This window comes from Dysgonomonas hofstadii (assembly GCF_014196915.1).
Lineage (GTDB): Bacteria > Bacteroidota > Bacteroidia > Bacteroidales > Dysgonomonadaceae > Dysgonomonas > Dysgonomonas hofstadii.
Genome location: NZ_JACIEP010000017.1, coordinates 47,547 through 65,808 on the forward strand (window position 1 = coordinate 47,547; position 18,262 = coordinate 65,808).

An 18,262-nucleotide genomic window follows, 5' to 3' on the forward strand; every position below is an offset into this window, starting at 1 on the left:
TTTGTTTTTATTCTTGTCTTAATACGCTGTATTCGTTTCCCTAGATATGCCATGGTGAACGCATGGGCTGGTCAAGCAGGCGATTGGCTGCCTCGTCGTTAATAAACTCAAGCTTAACGGGATCGAAGTGCAACGTGCGGTTCAGCCTCAGGGCCGCAATACCCATATTGACAATGGTGGCAGAACGGAATCCGTTATCTTCATTCAGGGCAAATTTCTTGCGGGTACGCACACTTTCTATAAAGTCCGTTACCTGTGGGGCTGGTTCGGGGTAGTCGGCCAGTTTCTTTTCCCAGTTGGGTATATCACAGACGAAGTTTTTGTATACATTGCCCTTCGGCCCTGCTATATATGGTGTATCCGGGTTACCATAGTCACCACCCCACAAGACAATCTGGCAACCATCCTCATAAGTATAAGTAATCGATCGCCATGTGCCGATAGCATCCGGATGTTGCTGCGGAGCATCCACTTCCACTTTCACGGGGCTTGTATGGTCTTTACCCAGAATATATTGTACAGGGTCTATATAGTGTTGCCCCATGTCGCCAAGGCCTCCCCCGTCGTAGTCCCAATAGCCACGGAAGGTGCCGTGTACCCGGTGTGCGTTGTAAGGTTTGTACGGGGCAGGGCCGAGCCACATATCGTAATCGAGTTCTTCAGGAACAGGTTGTGGTTCGAGGTATTCTTTACCGACCCAGTAGAATTTCCAGTCAAAACCGGTATGTTTGCTGATAGTCACTTTCAGTGGCCAGCCCAGCAGGCCGCTCTGAACCAGCTTCTTCAATGGCTTAACAGGTGTACCCAGTCCGTAAAAGTTATCAGTGAAACGGAACCATGTGTTCAAACGGAACATACGGCCATACTGCTTGACGGCTTCCTGTACACGTTTGCCTTCGCCGATGGTGCGGGTCATGGGTTTTTCACACCAGATGTCCTTGCCGGCCTTGGCAGCGTCAACCGACATGATCCCGTGCCAGTGCGGAGGGGTAGCAATATGTACAATGTCGATATCCTTGTTTAGTAATAACTCACGGTAGTCATGGTAGGCTGCAATCTTTTCTGCAACCAGATTTTTACCGAGTTCCAGATGCTTCTTATCTACATCGCAGACGGCAATCAAACGTGTGCCCGCATAATTAAGATGGCCTCGTCCCATACTTCCGGTTCCAACGATAGCCTTAGTTAACTGATCGCTCGGAGCAAGATAACCATTACCGCCCAATACATGGCGGGGAACTATGGTCAAAGCTGCTGCTCCGAGAATAGATCTCTTGAGGAATTTCCTCCTGTCAATCATTCTGTTTTTGTCCATGAGATTTAAGTATTATATATGTTAATTAACATTTTTCTTTTGATGTTGAAAACTTCAGGCCTACTTTTGTAAGATATTTTTTCATACTAAATGTCCGGATTAAAATCGGTTATATAAAGCTAATTATATGCATTTTCGGAGAAGAGTATCACATATATCAGGCTAAATTATTATTTAATAGCCTATCCAGCGGCACACTCTCCTCTTATTACAATTGCCATATACACAGATATTTATACATATCAATTATATTGATTGCAACATGTTTTTCATTCATAGTTCTTACTAAGATTCATTTATATCTTCCATTTAACTCCAAAAATTTACATGGAGAAAAATCATTGTGTTTTTCCTTAAATGAATCAATTCAGACTTATCTGCCTTAAAGATACAATAATTTTTGTTTTTCCAGCATTTGTTCAAACTTTATAGCTATTCTTTTTTATAGCTATCTGATCCGCCTCCACTTTGTCGGTTTTCAATTTTAGAAGGCCCTTTCCAAAGGAGAACTATTAATATCAAATTGCAACCAATGAATGTTAAAACTTTACAAACTTTACGTGTTTTTCAATTTTTACAATCTCCATTTCTTTCATATTGACATCATATCCCTCGTTATCCTATCAGTATATCATTCTTTCAAAGATCGTTTCTACTGCCTACCAACTACGATCTACTCAAATACTATAGATAAAGTTTCTGAAATAAAATACAGGCGGACACGCGTGTCTGCCCGAAACGGCGGGCGAACGCATAGGTTCGTCCTTACTGAGATCATCTGAAATTATAGCAAATACATTGTTAACCGCACATATATCTTTTATTGAATATAAACTCCAATGTCTAATAATCTACTATCCATTTGTTTTCCTGTAACTAAGAATAGCTAAAGTATTCAACACAACAGCAAAACCTATAATCTTCAGTAAATCAGGCAAGATATCCATAAACCCACTACCTTTCAGATAGATAAGCCTTATCACTTCCACAAAATAACGTATAGGATTGATATATGTGATCTTTTGCGCCCATTCCGGCATGCTGGTGACAGGGGTAAACAATCCGCTGATCAGTATGAATATAATAAGGAAGAATAAGATCATGAACATTGCCTGCTGCTGTGTTTTCGCAAAATTTGAGATCATCAGTCCAAAGCCCGTAAAAGCCAACAGATAGAAAAACGCAAAGATGTAGATATTTATTATATGTCCCATAGGGAACAATCCATAGATAAGCCATGCGATAAACATCCCGATGGAAAGTATGACCAGGCCTATAACCCAGAACGGAATAAGCTTCCCTAATATAAAGGTAACTTTAGAGACAGGAGTAACATTGATCTGCTCCATTGTTCCTATTTCCTTTTCGCGGACAATATTCAACGAAGATAGCATTCCTCCGAGCATAGATACTAAAACAACCAATATGCCCGGCACCATATAATCCTGATAGCGCATTTTTGTATTATACCGGTAATATGGTTTTATTTCTACCTGTGAAGCATTGCCTGTACTTCCCTTCATGTCGAGCATATAGCTATTAATTATCTGGCTGATATATGATAATCCCAATCCTGCTTTCTGTCCGTTCACGGCATCCAGAGATAACATTAGTTCTCCTGCCGAGCCGTTCAACAGATCTTTTTCAAAATCATGTGGAATTTCCAGAATGAGGTCAGACCTTCCCTGCTCGATAGAAGATAAAGCCTGTTCATATGTTGACGAATAATCTGTCAATATGAAAAATCCTGAAGAAAGTATTTTGTCTGTCATTTTTGTGGATATGGAACTTTTGTCATTATCTACTATACTCAGATATATATCGCGCTGGTCGAAAGTCGCTGCCCAAGGCAATATAGCCAGTTGCATGACAGGCATAAACAGAATCAACTTCAATAAGAATTTGTTACGGAATATCTGTAAAAACTCTTTCTTCAATAAATATCTTAAATTTTTCATAGCCTGTTTTTAAATTTCCTGATACTAAAACTCATTAAAAAGATTGTCATACATAGTAAAACCAGAAATTGCACCCATATTGCTTCAAATCCGAGTCCTTTTATCATCACACTCCTTAAGGCATCGATAAACCAGCGTGCAGGGACAATGTATGATATCCATTGCAATATATCGGGCATACTACTAACCGGGAATATCAGCCCTGATAATAACATGGAAGGAAGCATAAGCCCTACACCACATGCTATCATTGCGGTTTGTTGTGTATTGGTTATGGTAGAGATTAACAAACCTAAAGCCAGAGCCGAAAAAGTATATATAACCGACAGAAATAAGATCAGCGGAATACTTCCGACAATGGGAACATCCAATACAAATGTCGCAAGCAACAGCACCATAATAACATCGAGAAAGGCAACGACCAGATATGGAACGGCTTTGGCAAACATAATAGTAACCGGTTTTAATGGTGAGACCAATAAGATCTCCATTGTCCCCAGCTCTTTTTCCCTTACCACAGAAATGGAGGTCATCAGTGCACAAATAAGCAGCATGAGCATACCTATCATTCCGGGAACGATATTATAAGCGCTTTTCATTTGCGGGTTGTAAAGCATCTTTACTTCCGAATTTATCACAAGCCTATTTGTTCCGGCCTTGGCCTCTTCCTGTTGAAATTGCATTACGATTGTCTGAAAATAGTTGACTATGGTGGAAGCATCGTTCGGATTGGTTGCGTCTACCATCAATTGTATATCGGAGCCTGTACGTCCTATTTCGTTTCCGAATGTGGTTGGAATGATCACGGCCATTCTGACTTTTCCGCTTTGGAAAGACTTTTCTACTTCATCTGCTGAATTCAGGTAACCGGCAAAGCTGAAATATTCATTCGCTCCCATTTTTTTGATAAGCTTTTCCGCTGTAGTCGATTTGGATTCATCGAGAACAACGAAGCTTGTATTTGTGATCTCCGTGGATACGGCGAAACCCAGTATAAGTAACATTATCACCGGCAATACAAGCATGATCAGCAATGTCAGCGGATCGCGGGTGATATGATATATTTCTTTTCGTATAAAACTTGTAAACTGTTTCATTCTCCTGATCTTTTCGCTTCTCTGGCCAAAGCATGAAATACTTCGTCCATTGATTCGGCATTAAACTGTTTCTTCATTTCTGACGGGCTGTTCAGTGCTCTTATCTGTCCGTCGACCATAATTGAAATCCTGTTACAATACTCGGCTTCATCCATATAGTGTGTAGTCACAAAAGAAGTGATTCCCTGATCGGCCGCCTTGTAAATCATTTCCCAGAATGTGCGCCGTGCCATAGGGTCAACTCCACCTGTAGGCTCGTCCAGAAAGACTATTTTAGGAGAATGAAATGTTGATACGGCAAAAGAAACCTTTTGCTTGATACCCAAAGGAAGGGATTCGACAAGGGATTTTCTTTCTTCGTGCAATCCCAGTTCGGAGACTACTTCTTCTGTCTTGTTTTTAATCTCTTTCCGGCTCATGCCATATATTCCACCGAATAATTCGAGATTCTCCAAGGTTGTCAGATCGGAATAAAGTGAAAATTTCTGACTCATATAACCTATATTCTCCTTTATTTTATCTGCCTGTTTATAGATATCAAAACCAGCCACTTTCCCTTCTCCCGAGGTCGGGTTTAGTAACCCGCACAGCATACGCATAGCCGTAGTCTTTCCGGCTCCGTTTGCTCCGAGGAATCCGAATATTTCACCTTGTTCGACAGCGAATGTGATATGATCGACAGCGGTGAAATTACCGAACCTTTTAGTGAGGTCTTTTACTTCAATTACATTCATTTTTTTGAGTTCTAAAGTTTTAAGTGTACTAGTTTACTAGTTAAAACTGATTGATTTTCTAGTAAACTAGCAAGCTAGGAACTAGTATACTATATTCATCAATTGTATAAAACAGTCTTCAATGTCTGGAGTTGTCCTTTTGACTTCCACATCCGGATAATCTATCCTCATATCTTTATCCTTAAATACCATATGCAGATATTCTCCCGAGATATAAACTGATCTGATATTATCCTGATCTTTCAGCTTTTTCAATAGATGATAGTTATTACCGGCTTTTGCACTATATAATTCATAGGGGTAGCTATCTATGATTTGCTGTGGTGTATTCACTGATAATATTTTCCCTGACTGGATAAGCGCTATACGGTCACACATAGCGGCTTCATCCATATAGGGAGTAGATACCATAATGGTTATCCCCTGTTGCTTCAACTGTTTCAGCATACCCCAGAATTCTTTACGGGATACAGGATCAACACCGGTAGTCGGTTCATCCAGAAACAGCACTTCGGGTTTATGTATCAGTGAGCAGCAAAGTGCGAGTTTTTGCTTCATTCCGCCTGACAATTGCCCGGCTCTCCTTTTTTTGAACGGCTCTATTTGTACATATATATCTTTAATCAGGTCATAATTCGTCTCGATTGTTGTACCGAAAACATCCGCGAAAAACTTCAGGTTTTCTTCGACAGTTAAATCCTGATAAAGGGAAAATCGTCCCGGCATGTAACCAATCGAATTTCTTATTTTCCTGAATTCGCCCACAACATCCAAACCTGACACGGTAGCAGAACCCTTATCTGCCAGTAGCAGGGTAGTCAGTATTCTGAACAAGGAGGTTTTTCCCGCTCCATCGGGACCAATCAGTCCGAAGAGTTCCCCATCCTCTATTTGCAGGTTTATATCTGTCAGGGCGATAACCGGATCTTTGGCGCCGTAGCTTTTGGATATATTATTTATGGAAATAGTTTTCATATTTAAAGTAGTTACAAGTTTTGTCGCTTTGCACCATTGGCACATCGGCATATTGGCTCATTAGCATATTATTTAAAATCCACGTCGCCATACATCCCTATCTTTATCATCCCGTCAGTATTTTCGACAGCAATCTTCACTGCATAAACCAGATTACGACGCTCGTCTTTGGTCTGAATGGTTTTAGGGGTAAATTCCGCTTTGTCGGAAACCCAAGAAACAGTTCCTTTGTAAGATTTCTGCTCTCCATCTGTTGTATTGATATATACAGTAGCTCCCTGGCCTATTTTTACATCCGGCAACTGGTCGGAAATAATATATGCCCTAAGGAACAAATGCTTCGTATCGGCAATCCTGTACAATGGTTTACCCGGAGAGGTCATTTCCTTCACTTCCACATATTTGTTCAATACCGTGCCCTCTATCGGGTTTATAATACGGCTTTTTTCCAACTGATCTTCTATTTGTGCTACCTGTATTTCGTAAACACCGCTTTCCTCATCCAGACTGTTTACAGAAGTAGACAGTGTATTGAGTTGCGCTCCCAGGCTACTTTTCAGTACTGCCAGTTGGGAATTCACATCGTCCAGTTGCTTCTGAGTGGCAGCGCCATCGCGGAACATGCTTTCTATCCGTTTTTTATCCAATTCTGCTTTTGCGATCTGGTCTTTTGTTGCCGCTATTTGTAAGGAAATATCCGGACGCTTTACATTTACAGCTTTCGTTGTGGCCTGTAATTGCAATTTTTTCAGGTATAATTGGGTGGTATCAATATATCCCAGATATTGGTCTTTGTTCAGATAATCTCCCTCGGTTACATTGAATTCTTCTATTTTTCCCGTGGCTTCGGCCGAAACAAGAATCTCTGTCGCTTCGAACGTACCCGATGCATCATGATCGAATCCGTTGCGGTTACACGAAAACAAGATAAAAGCTGTTGCTGCTAGTATTATTAATCGTTTCATAATCAATTTCCTTGTATATGTTTGTAATTATAGATATTCATTAGATATTGTATTTCGTGCAAAGCTTTGGATTGCCGTGCCATTGATTCGGCATTGATGTCGCGTATCAGCTCGTTCATCTGATATACACCATTCTTATACTTGCTTTCACTAGCTATTTTCACCCGGTTCCGCAGACGGATTATATCATCGTCTTTCTCTAACAGCTTTTTTGCTTTCTTTACTTCCTCCTGTTCTTTTGTCAACTGTACATTTGTATTGAAAAGGAATGTTTCGCGCTGAACTTCTATGTTGCTTATATTATTCTGAATCAGCTTCTTTTCATTTTTCTTTGTATAAAGGCTTCCGAAATTCCAGCTTAGTTTAACTCCCCCGATTGCAAATAATTTGAATTTATCTTCCAGCATATTCAATCCCGGTCGGCCATATCCACCTTGCGCAAACAGATTTATGCGGGGCATGTTTTTAGCATTAATGGAACTTTCCTGTTTATTCTGCATATTTATCTGCGAATTATACAAACTCAGTTCGGGACGGTTGATATCTCCGCTTAAAATGAAATCATCCTGAGGATTCTGCAATATTGTATTTTCATCCAGCGGTCTATGTATAAATAATGACAGCATTTGTAATGTTGCTTTTCTGAGACTTTTCTGTTCAATACGCTGTTGTTCCAGTCCTAAAAGTTCTACATCTATCAGATCGACGTCGGACTGCATAGCCACCCCGTTATTGAACATAGAAGTGACAGTTTTCTTGTTCGATTTCAGATTCTGCTCTGTCAGGTCTATGATTCCAAGCTGTTTGTCGATAGATAGAATACCGAAATACAGTTGGTTAATCTGGTCTTTTACCGTATACAGGTTAACTTCTATGCGTTGATTTTCCACCTCGCTGTTTGCTCTGGTTATTTTCTGTTGCGAAGAAGTCGCCCCTCCATCCCAGATCAGTTGGGAAACCTCAACCACGGCTTTGTACTGATCTTTATCCAGTGATGGAATTTCGATCGGTATGGAAAGCGCAGACAAATCGATTGGTAGTTTAGTCACATCAGACTGATAGGTAGCTTGCGCATTGAGGCCAAACTGAGGCAGATAATTCTTCGAGAGGTTCTGTAACGTGTATTTTTCAGCCTGTTCTATCAATCCATATTGCTTTATAAGCGGGTAATTATCAACAGCCAGTTGCTTGCACTCATCCAATGTAAGAACTGTTTGAGCACTTACTGATGCAGTGAAAAATATTATCCAGAAAATAAAAACTACTTTTTTCATAATTGTGCTTGATTTATTCATCTAACTGTAGCATTCCCTTTATCCACATCGGAATAAGCTTACGCCTTTCTTCAAGGAAGCCTGATATATTGTCAATATTCGTATCATAGAGGTATACTATCAGCGGACGTGCAATAACCGGCATCACCGATAATGATATTGTGTTCAGCATAATATGTAATGGAGACATTTTAATTCCTTTTTTGTTGAGCTGCTCGTTTATCTGGTGGAAAAGGCAACTTTCAACCAGCATGTCTTTAGCAATGCCTCCTTCTTTTATCATTCTTCCTGAATCTACCTGTAATTCATTAAGGACAAACAAAGCCAGATTAGGATTTCCTTTTATAACATCAATATAACCATCGACTATCAGGTCTATTTTATAGGACAGCGAAGTTGTGGGATCACTTATTATTTGACGCAGGAAAGAAAACATTTCGGAAATGCTCTCTATCATTATAATATGGAAAAGATTTTCCTTACTACGAAAATAATAATGGAGTAGAGCCGAATTTATTCCTGCAGCTTCTGCTATTTCCCGGGTGCGGACCGCATCAAACCCCTTTTCCTGAAAAAGCCTTTTGGCTGTTTCTTTTATACGGTTTTCGGTATTGTCATCCTTATGCATAATTTTATCATTTATTGATTATGCACAAAGTTAAATCAATCAATTAATTTAATTATTTGATTAAAACATATTTTAACTACAATATATTAAAACCATAAAAACGGAATACTCTTCTCTTATTGTCATGTTGAGGAACGAAACATCTATTTTAAGAGATTCTTCACTTCGTTCAGAAACAACGTTCTACGGAACGAAGTGCAGTCAATGACAAAGGGTGTATTTGCTTCAGAGACAGCTATAATAACAAAAGAGGCTTTAATCCTTTATATAGAATACTTCAAAAAATATTTTATTCAAATTCATCCGGTAGATTTACCAGATAAAGTTTATTGCTGGCACGTGTAATTGCAGTATAAAGCCAGCGATAGAAGTTTATGCCCAAATGCTCTTCTGAAATATATCCCAGATCAAGAAATACATTCCTCCATTCTCCACCCTGTGCTTTGTGGCATGTAACAGCATATGCAAATTTAACTTGTAAAGCGTTGTAGAAAGGATCGACTTTCAGTTTTTTCATTTTTCCGGCTCTGGTCGATATATCGGCATAATCCTCCAATACGTTCAGAAACAATTCTTCTGATCGTTCTTTAGTCAGTCCTGCCGCATCGGAATGGAGGGTATCCATCAATATTTTCACCTCCAGTTCGATATCGTAGTCAAGACTCCGAATCAATACTTCACAAAACCGGAATCCGTAAAGATCTTGTTCTCGCCGTACCCGCAATACTTCTACAATCTCCCCATTAGCCAGAAAATCAACATTCTCTACATTCTCCGTCCAATAATAGTTATTCTTTGTAATCATCAGCATATCACCGGGAGATAATTCTTCCTCCCGGTATAGAATACGATTCCGAACTCCCTGATTATAGATATTGCATCTTTTATTGGAACGTGAGATAATCATCGTATTCTCAAGGCCTTCCTTATCATAAGAAGATGAGATTTCGTCAATCAGATCTTCGCCTGAAATTTTTACAATATCCGCAAAGTTTTTTAGTTTCAGCTTGGGATAAGCTTCAGTCTTTCCTTTTGTAAGGGCATTACGAATAGCCGTCGCATTTCGCAATATTCCCGAACCTTCGGCTTGCCGTACAATTTGCGACAACATGGCGCTATGCACTTCAAGTCCGTATCCGGCTAACTCCGAAACTTGCAGGGCGGGGCTGTCTTCCTCTCCTACCGGTGGTAGCTGAGCTGTATCTCCGATCAAGAGTATGCGGCAGTTTTCGCCAGAGTATACAAAATGAATCAGATCGTCCAATAAACGTCCTGTGCCGAAATAGGAATCGAGTCCGTTATTGCTGATCATCGACGCTTCATCTACAATGAACAATGTGTCTTTATGCAGATTATCCATTAATCCGAAATTGCCCAACTCTCCCGAATACTTTTGTTGACGGTATATTTTCTTATGAATAGTAAAAGCCGGATGGTTTGAATAAGAAGAGAAAACCTTTGCCGCACGGCCTGTAGGTGCCAACAGTACTGTTTTCTGTTTAAAATCGGTCATCGTTTTCACCAAAGCCCCCAATAGAGAAGACTTACCCGTTCCGGCAAATCCCCTAAGGAGAAAGATTGATTCTTCCTTTTGCAAGAAAAGAAAATCCACTATTTTATCCAGAGCGATTTCCTGCTCCTGAGTAGGTTCGAAAGGGAAATTTTCTTTTATTTTTTCTTTAAAGAACTTGCTGATCATTATTACCGGATTGAATTGAAGATCAAAAGTAGCAGATAAAAATATCTTTTTCTAACTTTGCATCTACAAAATACAGATTATGTTCTTACCAGACAATATAGATCTCGGGCAACCGGAAAAGTATATACTCTCTATACGGATAGCCGCTGATTGCTTCATGTTTTCCATTGTTGAACCGGGAAACGAGAAAGTATATTGCCTGAGGGAAACAACTTTTTCGCCGAACAATGATCTGCTGAACAACATAAAACGGATTATATTCGACCTGAATTTCCTCACCCAGGAGTTTAAACAAACGAATGTTATTTTCGTCTCGAAAGAATATGACCTTATCCCTGCGCCATATTTTGAAATAAAGAATCAAAAGACGCTTCATGATTTTACCAATACCAATAAGGCAGGGCATCTACTTTCAGGCCTACTGGATGGGCAGGATGTTATCGTTTCATATAATGTGGAACAGGACATTTACGAGTTCCTTTCGCGCAACCTGTGGAGTCCTCACTTTTTCCACCATACACATCTGATGATAAACTGGCTGGAAGATAAAGACAGGCTGAAAGGACTGTATCCGAAAATGTATACCTATTTTCATGATGGATTGATGGATATTTTCTGCTTTTCGGGCAGAAAACTGATCCATAGCCTGACATACAAGAACGAACCTGCACAAAACCAGCTTTATTTCATCCTGAAACTATGGGAATGTTCGGGCTTCGATCAGATGAGCGACAACCTGTTCATTATCGGGAACGCAGAAAAACTGCTGACAAAACATCTTGAAGAATATATCAAAAATATAGAATATATAAATATTCCCAGTGAAGCTTATCTGTGGAGCGATGACGCGCAGAAAGCCCCGATAGACCTGTTGACTTTGGCATTATGAGAATTGTAAGCGGAAAATATAAAGGACGGCGGTTCGATCCGCCAAAAAGTTTTAAGGCACGGCCGACAACCGATATTGCGAAGGAAAGCCTGTTCAATATATTGAATAACATGATCGATTGGGAAGATACTACCGCCCTCGACCTTTTTGGCGGTACAGGAAGTATCAGCTTCGAGCTTATTTCGAGAGGCTGTCCCAGAGTAGTTTGTGTGGAAAAGAATTTTAATCACACTTCATTCATAGAAAAAATCAAAAGCGACTTAAAAATAGGATCGGAAATGCAACTGGTAAAAACCGACGTATTCGTCTTTCTTGAACATTATAAAGAACAATTCGACCTTATTTTCGCCGATCCGCCCTACGATCTGAAAAACTTTGAAGATGTCCCCAGACTTATATTTGAAAAGGGTTTATTGAGGCCTGATGGAATATTCATTCTCGAACACTCTAAGGAATACGATTTTTCAGAGTATCTGCTATTTAAAGAAAAACGTGTATATGGAAGTGTGAATTTCAGTCTGTTTACCCCTATTGAATAATCTGTTGTAGAAATTGTTTCAGGTTTCGTAATGAAACTTATATAAAAAAGAAAAGGTTGTCATCACGACAACCAATCTTCATTGTTAACCTTAAATCTAATACCATGAAAAACACAGTACAAAGATAGTATATTTTTATGTTATAAAACATGTTTTGCTGTTTTTCTTTTATTTTATAACATTGTTTAACTTTTAAACATATGTTTTACAGCATATTTTAGATTCTATTAATCTACAAATCTCTTAATTGCATCCCAATCCAACAAAATACGAATTCCAAAATCCTGGTACTTTCCCTTTCTGAAAGAGACAAAAGCCCCCAGATTAATAATTTTCTGCAGATTTACAGAATATCCGGCTTCTGTATACAACCTCATATCGGGAGTATACAAATTTTTGAGATGCAGGGTTTCACTGAACATTTTTCCCTGCAGGAACGGCAATCTCTTCAACAATATATACTGGCTCTCGTAATTAATATTGGAACTTAACCAATGCTTATTAGTAGAAGCTATATAATTATCGAGCAACATGAATGAGGTGAAAGGCGATTTGAAATTGACAGTAACATCAGACGTATTGAAATGATTGAAATCGGCAAAATGTATTTTATCCTTATTTCCTAGAAAACTACCTCCTTCCAGAATATAATTCAGATTACTGAATTCACTCAATTTTATATTCTGCTGTATTCCTCCATATAACTTATGATAACGGGCATTGCTTGTCTGCCACGACGAAAATGCATGGGAATACCGTATATAAAATGTAGGAGAGGCGTATCTCACATAATATTTCGAACCATTGTAGACCGAATAATACGCATAAGGCGTATAATTAAACCCTATGTTAACTGCTGTTTTATCAAACCGGTCGTCGGGAAAAATATTTGGTCTTATTTTGCTTTTCTTTCCCCATGTATAGTCTGTTGTGTTGGACAATCCTGATCGCCGGGCAATTTCGAAGCCGGTAATCATTGTCAATCCGTTACTTATATCAATATTATTAACCGCAGAAACAAAATCTTTCTGGTAGAAGTAATTATAGTTTTTACCATAAAGGAGTGAGCTGGAGAAATTATTGAGCCGGTGAATACCCTCCGGATTAAAATTCTCACTGGTAGAACCGCCACTTATATGCAGGTGTCCCAACCTCATAGGAGCATAATGAAGATGAATATCCCCGCCCCCGATAAATCTTTTCCTTGATAATGCGTAATATATATAGGGAGATACTTTCAGTTTATTACGCTTACCTATTTTACTTTCCACATCGAAGGATTGTCCCAGCCACAAACCGTCCACAAAATTATATTCTTTCAGCGCTCCCTGTATCAGCCCGTCATACCGGATTACAACCCTGCCCGAATCGATCCCTATCTCCCCTCCGCTTATAAGATCACCCGGAGAGAATGCCGGATTGTGAAATTCTTTACGGACTGAATCCAGATGCTGTTGTATAGAATCTTTCTTTATAAGCGTTGAAATTTCTCTTCCGTCTAAAGGCACTGCTCTTATACCATCCCAATAAGCAGAATCTCTTTTGGTGGCAAGACTGTCTGACACGATAGTATAGAGAGAATCCCTGCGGGCTATTTCGAAATTACGTTTCTTTTTTGCCCCGTCTGCTCCCAGCTGTTGAACTATTTGATCATTAATCTTCAAATCGGCATAAGTTACAGATGTATAGTAATTCATCACAGCCTCAATGCCCAAGAAACTAATATTCGACATAATAAGATATGTAACAGGCAGATACACATTCACTCCAAGCTCCCTGAATGTCACATTATAACTTTGCTTTACTCCATATGCACTTGTATTGAGTTCGGCTGAATAAATATGCCATGTATTATCTGCAATATAAATATACCCATCGAACAGTATCGGATCTTTCAATTTAGGCTCGACTTTGATCTTATTTACTTCCAATCCGTTTTCTTCAAAAAAGCCCTCGTACCTGAACCGGTAATATGAAAAAGCCTTAGGGTTAAGTGGAGAAACATACATTCCTACCTTTGGCATATAAAGAGAAGAATTAATCAGTCCGACGGCATCATCCGATTTCATATTATCCGGTATACTACTCGAAAAGGCCTTCACTGTTTGTTTATATTTATCGGGTGCAGTGTAATGTACTTCATTGTAAGATTCCTGCACGAACAATTGGTCTTTAAATTCAGATAATTTCACGCCTTCCTCACTTTTGGCCATCCTGTCAATCAAAGAGGAAACTTTCAACAATTCACCATTTGCTTTTATATAAACATCCGCAGTGTATTCTTTAACGGCTCCGGCATATACAGGCGCTTTTTCTATTGCTTTGCGCATAATCGGATAAGCGGGATCCTCCTGATTAGATATAGTTACTTCTTTTAGGGTAAAGGGAGCTTCTTCCAATGATATATCTACAACTGCAATTTCATTTTCTTTAATATAAACCTTTCGCTCCACGCTTTTGTACCCCAGACATTTATACTCTACACTAAAGTTACCCGGCCTCAGTGTTGCCTGATAATACCCGTCCTCGTTACAAACAAGTCCCTGATTCATTTCCCTGATATAAACAGAACTGCCATACAGAGGTTCTCCGGCTTTGTCCGTGATACGCCCTTTCAGATTTTGGGCACTTATATTAATTGATAACAACAAGATACTTACAACAAGGCCTATTTTTGTCATAGTTCATTTAGATATAATTTGTAAAACAGATAAGTTCTTAAATATGTCGCATCTGGCAAAACAAAGTCACAAAAATGTTACATTATTTCCATATATCACATAAAACGAGATTATTTTATTATTTTTGCGCAAATTAAAACCATTACAAACCGATAAGATAAAATGCTTACAGTAGAGAAGATTGGTGGCACATCGATGTCCCAGTTCAAAGACGTTTTAGAAAATGTGATCATCGGCAAAAGAAAACCCGACGAAATGTATAATCGCATTTTCGTAGTATCTGCATACAACAACGTGACCAACTGGTTACTGGAACATAAAAAAACGGGAGAGCCCGGAGTATATGTCCAGTTTCTCGAAAACAGCGATTATAGCATAGGGCTGGACAGTCTGCGTCAACGGCTTTTAGATATAAATAAAGGATTTGAAGAAATAGGCCTGAACCTGAAAGAGGCAAGTGAATTCATTACATATCGCATAGAACAGGCGAAGACAATGCTGCACAGCCTGAATAAGGTTATGGCTTCGGGTTATGTAAACGCCGACGACATATGCCTTGCTGCCCGTGAAATACTGGCGTCGATAGGAGAAGCCCATTCGGCATGGAATACAGTTAATATTCTAAATAACAACGACATACACGCCCGGTTCATAGACCTCTGCGGGTTTAATGACTCACTGCCACTGACTATCGACGAACGCATACACAGGGCGTTTAAAGGAATAGATTTCAGCAAAGACATGTGTATCGTTACCGGCTACACTAAAGGTACTGAAGGCATTATGCGGGCATTCGACCGTGGTTATACAGAAGTTACTTTTAGCAAAGTGGCCGTTGAGGTGAAAGCAAATGAAGCAATTATCCACAAAGAATATCACCTGTCAAGCGCTGATCCTAACATTGTAGGAGTAGGAAAAACCGTTCCGGTAGGACGTACCAATTATATCATCGCCGATCAGCTGGCAGATATAGGCATGGAAGCAATCCACCCCAAAGCGGCTAAACCACTTGAACTGGCAAATATCAATATCCGGATAAAAAACACTTTTGAGCCCGAACACCCGGGAACCCTCATAACAAAAGATTACATTTCACAGATACCCAAGATTGAAATTGTTTCGGGAACAAACAAAGTGCTGGCAATCGAGATACACGATCCCATGATGGTCGGAGAAGTTGGTTTTGACCTCCGCATCATGCAAATCTTTGCAAAATACGGAGTAAGTTATATACTAAAGTCTACCAACGCCAATTCCATAACAATGGTAGTATGGGACAATTACAAATCGAGAGAACTGATCAGTGATCTCGAAGCCAATTTTTACCAGGTGATAACAGAGCGTGTTGCTATCGTATGCGTTATGGGCACGAATATAGCCTTACCAGGATTCCTTTACAGAGCCGCTAAAGCGCTTTACGACAGAGGCATAAACGTAGAAAGCTTCGGACAATCGCTCCGTCAGGTCAATATGCAATTTGTCATAAAAAGAGAATCATACAAAGATGCAGTTATTGCCCTAAATGACGAGCTATGCATTGAGAAATAGTCTTTAATAAGACTTTTTTTATATTTTTTAATTGTGTGGAATCATTTTTAATTCTATTTTTGTTAGCTAGAACAATTAAACGTTTTGGATTTAATACCTAGTGGACACATCTAAAAGTAGAAACTCCACATTTACAATTGATTAGATTATTAATTATTTAGAATATATTTTAGTAGGGTTGTTTTTATCGAAGAATAAAAATCTATTTTCAACGTTATATTTAACTAAGGGCGTTAATCAGAGTGCAATTTTAGGACAATAATACTTTGAATGAAAAAATGGAATAGTATATTTGTACCCTAAAATGTTACCCTGTAAGGCTTTTTTTGAGCTTGAAATTATTGAATGAACAACAATAAATACAAAAAATTGATTCACTAAACTTAAATTATTTATTATCATTATGGAAACTAAAAAACAACAACCAAACCAAAAACCTAGATCAAAAGGTGTTTCTGCTTTCCTAGTAGTTATACTATGTGCTATTGTCGCGCATCTTTTCTTCTATCTTGTAGCAGGAGCTCCTAGCAATTTCGACGAAAAAGGTCATCCTATAAACGCAAATATGCTGGGAACACTTTATCAGGGTGGATGGGTAATTCCTATCGTAATCACATTGTTGCTTACTGTATTCACTCTTTCTGTTGAAAGATTCTTCGCTTTGAACAGAGCAGCAGGAAAAGGTAGCACTGCAAAATTTGTGATGAATGCAAAAGCTAAATTGGAAGCTGGCGACATCGCAGGTGCAGCAAAATTGTGTGACGAACAAAAGGGTTCGGTTGCAAACATCCTTAAAGCAGGTCTTGTAAGATACTCTGACGTTGAAAAACTGACAGATATCCACAACGACGAAAAAGCCGCAATGATTCAAAAAGAAATAGAAGAAGCTACAACGCTTGAACTTCCATACCTACAACAAAATCTATCGGTTATCGCAACTATTTCCACTCTGGGTACTTTGATGGGACTATTCGGAACGGTACTTGGTATGATCAAATCGTTCGGCGCGATGGCTCAGGAAGGAGCTCCAGACTCAACTGTACTTGCATTAGGTATCTCTGAGGCCCTTATGAACACAGCTATGGGTATCGGTACAGGTGCTTGTGCAATCGTTTCTTATTCTTACTTCTCAGGAAGAGTTGAAGATATAACTAACGCTGTAGACGAAGTAGGTTTTGCTATCGGCCAGACTTATACTACACTTCACGGAGGTTTATCTAAATAATTAACATTTTTTCTCATCAGGGTTTATGGAATTCGAAATAAATTCCACTCTAATAAGAAAACATAAAGAATAAAAAAGAAATGGGAAAGACTAAAGTAAAAAAACAGAGTACATTCATCGACATGACAGCGATGAGTGACGTTACTGTACTTTTGCTCACTTTCTTTATGCTTACAGCAACCTTTATGCCAAAAGAGCCGGTGCAGGTAATTGCTCCGTCATCGGTGTCTGAAACCAAAATACCAGAGAACAACGTACTTACTATCCTTATCGATCCGGAAGGCAGGATTTTTATGAATCTTGATGACAAACAGCCGGCTATGAAAAAGGAAGTTCTGGAAAAAATGGGACAAGACTATGGCATTACATTTACAGAAAAACAGATCAGATCGTTTCAGGAACAAACACACATAGGTGTTCCAATCGGTCAGATGGCTGGATTCTTAGATAAATCGTTAAGCGATCAAGACAGTGAGATTAAGAAAATGGGAGTTCCAATCGATAGCGCAAACAACCAATTTATACGTTGGGTCAAACACGCTAGAGAAGTTGGAGGCGACGGTATGGGTATTGCGATTAAGGCTGACCAAAACACTCCATTCCCTCTGGTAGACAAGGTGATGAAGGCTTTGGTGAAAGGAAAAGAAAACCGGTACAGCCTTATTACGTCTCTGAGAAGCACACCGGATGTGTAAATATTCGTAATTTAAACATTATTTAAAAGAAAGAAAAATT

15 protein-coding genes are annotated in these 18,262 nt (G+C 39.2%); 5 read left to right on the forward strand and 10 right to left on the reverse strand.

The annotated features are described in order from the left end of the window. Positions 1-40 precede the first annotated feature (40 nt). From GGR21_RS17850 to GGR21_RS17890, 9 genes are all read right to left on the reverse strand, one after another. Entirely contained in the window at positions 41-1,300 is a 1,260-nt protein-coding gene (locus GGR21_RS17850) for a Gfo/Idh/MocA family oxidoreductase (protein ID WP_183308663.1), read from the reverse strand. An 869-nt stretch (positions 1,301-2,169) separates the two neighbouring features. Continuing rightward, positions 2,170-3,273: an ABC transporter permease gene (locus GGR21_RS17855; RefSeq protein ID WP_183308620.1), complete on the reverse strand. Its 1,104-nt coding sequence runs from the start codon at positions 3,271-3,273 to the stop codon at positions 2,170-2,172. Continuing rightward, positions 3,270-4,370 (reverse strand): ABC transporter permease, encoded by a 1,101-nt coding sequence (locus GGR21_RS17860; protein WP_183308622.1) that lies wholly within the window; start codon positions 4,368-4,370, stop codon positions 3,270-3,272. Before GGR21_RS17860 ends, GGR21_RS17855 begins: the two co-directional genes overlap by 4 nt. Then, entirely contained in the window at positions 4,367-5,104 is a 738-nt protein-coding gene (locus GGR21_RS17865; protein WP_183308624.1) for an ABC transporter ATP-binding protein, read from the reverse strand. The genes GGR21_RS17860 and GGR21_RS17865 overlap by 4 nt, the downstream gene beginning before the upstream one ends. 81 nt (positions 5,105-5,185) lie before the next feature. After that, positions 5,186-6,079: an ABC transporter ATP-binding protein gene (locus GGR21_RS17870; protein ID WP_183308625.1), complete on the reverse strand. Its 894-nt coding sequence runs from the start codon at positions 6,077-6,079 to the stop codon at positions 5,186-5,188. 68 nt (positions 6,080-6,147) lie between these two features. Beyond that, positions 6,148-7,044, reverse strand: coding sequence for an HlyD family secretion protein (locus tag GGR21_RS17875; protein ID WP_246348110.1), 897 nt, complete (start codon positions 7,042-7,044; stop codon positions 6,148-6,150). A gap of 2 nt (positions 7,045-7,046) precedes the next feature. Then, entirely contained in the window at positions 7,047-8,318 is a 1,272-nt protein-coding gene (locus GGR21_RS17880; RefSeq protein ID WP_183308629.1) for a TolC family protein, read from the reverse strand. 13 nt (positions 8,319-8,331) lie between these two features. Then, positions 8,332-8,946: a TetR/AcrR family transcriptional regulator gene (locus GGR21_RS17885; protein WP_183308631.1), complete on the reverse strand. Its 615-nt coding sequence runs from the start codon at positions 8,944-8,946 to the stop codon at positions 8,332-8,334. A 289-nt stretch (positions 8,947-9,235) separates the two neighbouring features. Next, entirely contained in the window at positions 9,236-10,645 is a 1,410-nt protein-coding gene (locus GGR21_RS17890) for an ATP-dependent DNA helicase (RefSeq protein WP_183308632.1), read from the reverse strand. 79 nt (positions 10,646-10,724) lie between these two features. Between GGR21_RS17890 and GGR21_RS17895 the strand changes: the two genes are divergently transcribed. Further along, positions 10,725-11,534 carry a DUF3822 family protein gene (locus GGR21_RS17895; RefSeq protein WP_183308633.1) on the forward strand — a complete coding sequence of 270 codons (810 nt, stop codon included), beginning with the start codon at positions 10,725-10,727 and terminating at the stop codon, positions 11,532-11,534. Beyond that, positions 11,531-12,073, forward strand: coding sequence for an RsmD family RNA methyltransferase (locus GGR21_RS17900; protein WP_183308634.1), 543 nt, complete (start codon positions 11,531-11,533; stop codon positions 12,071-12,073). Before GGR21_RS17895 ends, GGR21_RS17900 begins: the two co-directional genes overlap by 4 nt. Positions 12,074-12,300: 227 nt before the next feature. Here the strand turns inward: GGR21_RS17900 and GGR21_RS17905 are convergent, their stop codons facing one another. After that, positions 12,301-14,754: a DUF5686 and carboxypeptidase regulatory-like domain-containing protein gene (locus GGR21_RS17905; protein ID WP_183308635.1), complete on the reverse strand. Its 2,454-nt coding sequence runs from the start codon at positions 14,752-14,754 to the stop codon at positions 12,301-12,303. 162 nt (positions 14,755-14,916) lie between these two features. On the opposite strand from GGR21_RS17905, the gene GGR21_RS17910 reads away from it, so the two are divergent. The 3 genes from GGR21_RS17910 (at position 14,917) to GGR21_RS17920 (ending at position 18,222) form a co-directional block, all read left to right on the forward strand. Beyond that, a complete protein-coding gene (locus GGR21_RS17910; protein WP_183308636.1) occupies positions 14,917-16,302 on the forward strand; it encodes an aspartate kinase in 1,386 nt (461 codons plus the stop codon). Between the two features lie 403 nt (positions 16,303-16,705). Further along, entirely contained in the window at positions 16,706-17,527 is an 822-nt protein-coding gene (locus GGR21_RS17915; RefSeq protein WP_183308637.1) for a MotA/TolQ/ExbB proton channel family protein, read from the forward strand. Between the two features lie 80 nt (positions 17,528-17,607). Beyond that, positions 17,608-18,222, forward strand: coding sequence for an ExbD/TolR family protein (locus GGR21_RS17920; RefSeq protein ID WP_183308638.1), 615 nt, complete (start codon positions 17,608-17,610; stop codon positions 18,220-18,222). Positions 18,223-18,262: the final 40 nt, after the last annotated feature.

Coding starts and splice junctions, on each gene's coding strand:
- GGR21_RS17865 (WP_183308624.1), bottom strand. CDS start 5,104: ATGAATGTAATTGAAGTAAAAGACCTCACTAAAAGGTTCGGTAATTTC.
- GGR21_RS17895 (WP_183308633.1), top strand. CDS start 10,725: ATGTTCTTACCAGACAATATAGATCTCGGGCAACCGGAAAAGTATATA.
- GGR21_RS17880 (WP_183308629.1), bottom strand. CDS start 8,318: ATGAAAAAAGTAGTTTTTATTTTCTGGATAATATTTTTCACTGCATCA.
- GGR21_RS17890 (WP_183308632.1), bottom strand. CDS start 10,645: ATGATCAGCAAGTTCTTTAAAGAAAAAATAAAAGAAAATTTCCCTTTC.
- GGR21_RS17910 (WP_183308636.1), top strand. CDS start 14,917: ATGCTTACAGTAGAGAAGATTGGTGGCACATCGATGTCCCAGTTCAAA.
- GGR21_RS17920 (WP_183308638.1), top strand. CDS start 17,608: ATGGGAAAGACTAAAGTAAAAAAACAGAGTACATTCATCGACATGACA.
- GGR21_RS17860 (WP_183308622.1), bottom strand. CDS start 4,370: ATGAAACAGTTTACAAGTTTTATACGAAAAGAAATATATCATATCACC.
- GGR21_RS17900 (WP_183308634.1), top strand. CDS start 11,531: ATGAGAATTGTAAGCGGAAAATATAAAGGACGGCGGTTCGATCCGCCA.
- GGR21_RS17905 (WP_183308635.1), bottom strand. CDS start 14,754: ATGACAAAAATAGGCCTTGTTGTAAGTATCTTGTTGTTATCAATTAAT.
- GGR21_RS17915 (WP_183308637.1), top strand. CDS start 16,706: ATGGAAACTAAAAAACAACAACCAAACCAAAAACCTAGATCAAAAGGT.
- GGR21_RS17870 (WP_183308625.1), bottom strand. CDS start 6,079: ATGAAAACTATTTCCATAAATAATATATCCAAAAGCTACGGCGCCAAA.
- GGR21_RS17875 (WP_246348110.1), bottom strand. CDS start 7,044: ATGAAACGATTAATAATACTAGCAGCAACAGCTTTTATCTTGTTTTCG.
- GGR21_RS17850 (WP_183308663.1), bottom strand. CDS start 1,300: ATGATTGACAGGAGGAAATTCCTCAAGAGATCTATTCTCGGAGCAGCA.
- GGR21_RS17855 (WP_183308620.1), bottom strand. CDS start 3,273: ATGAAAAATTTAAGATATTTATTGAAGAAAGAGTTTTTACAGATATTC.
- GGR21_RS17885 (WP_183308631.1), bottom strand. CDS start 8,946: ATGCATAAGGATGACAATACCGAAAACCGTATAAAAGAAACAGCCAAA.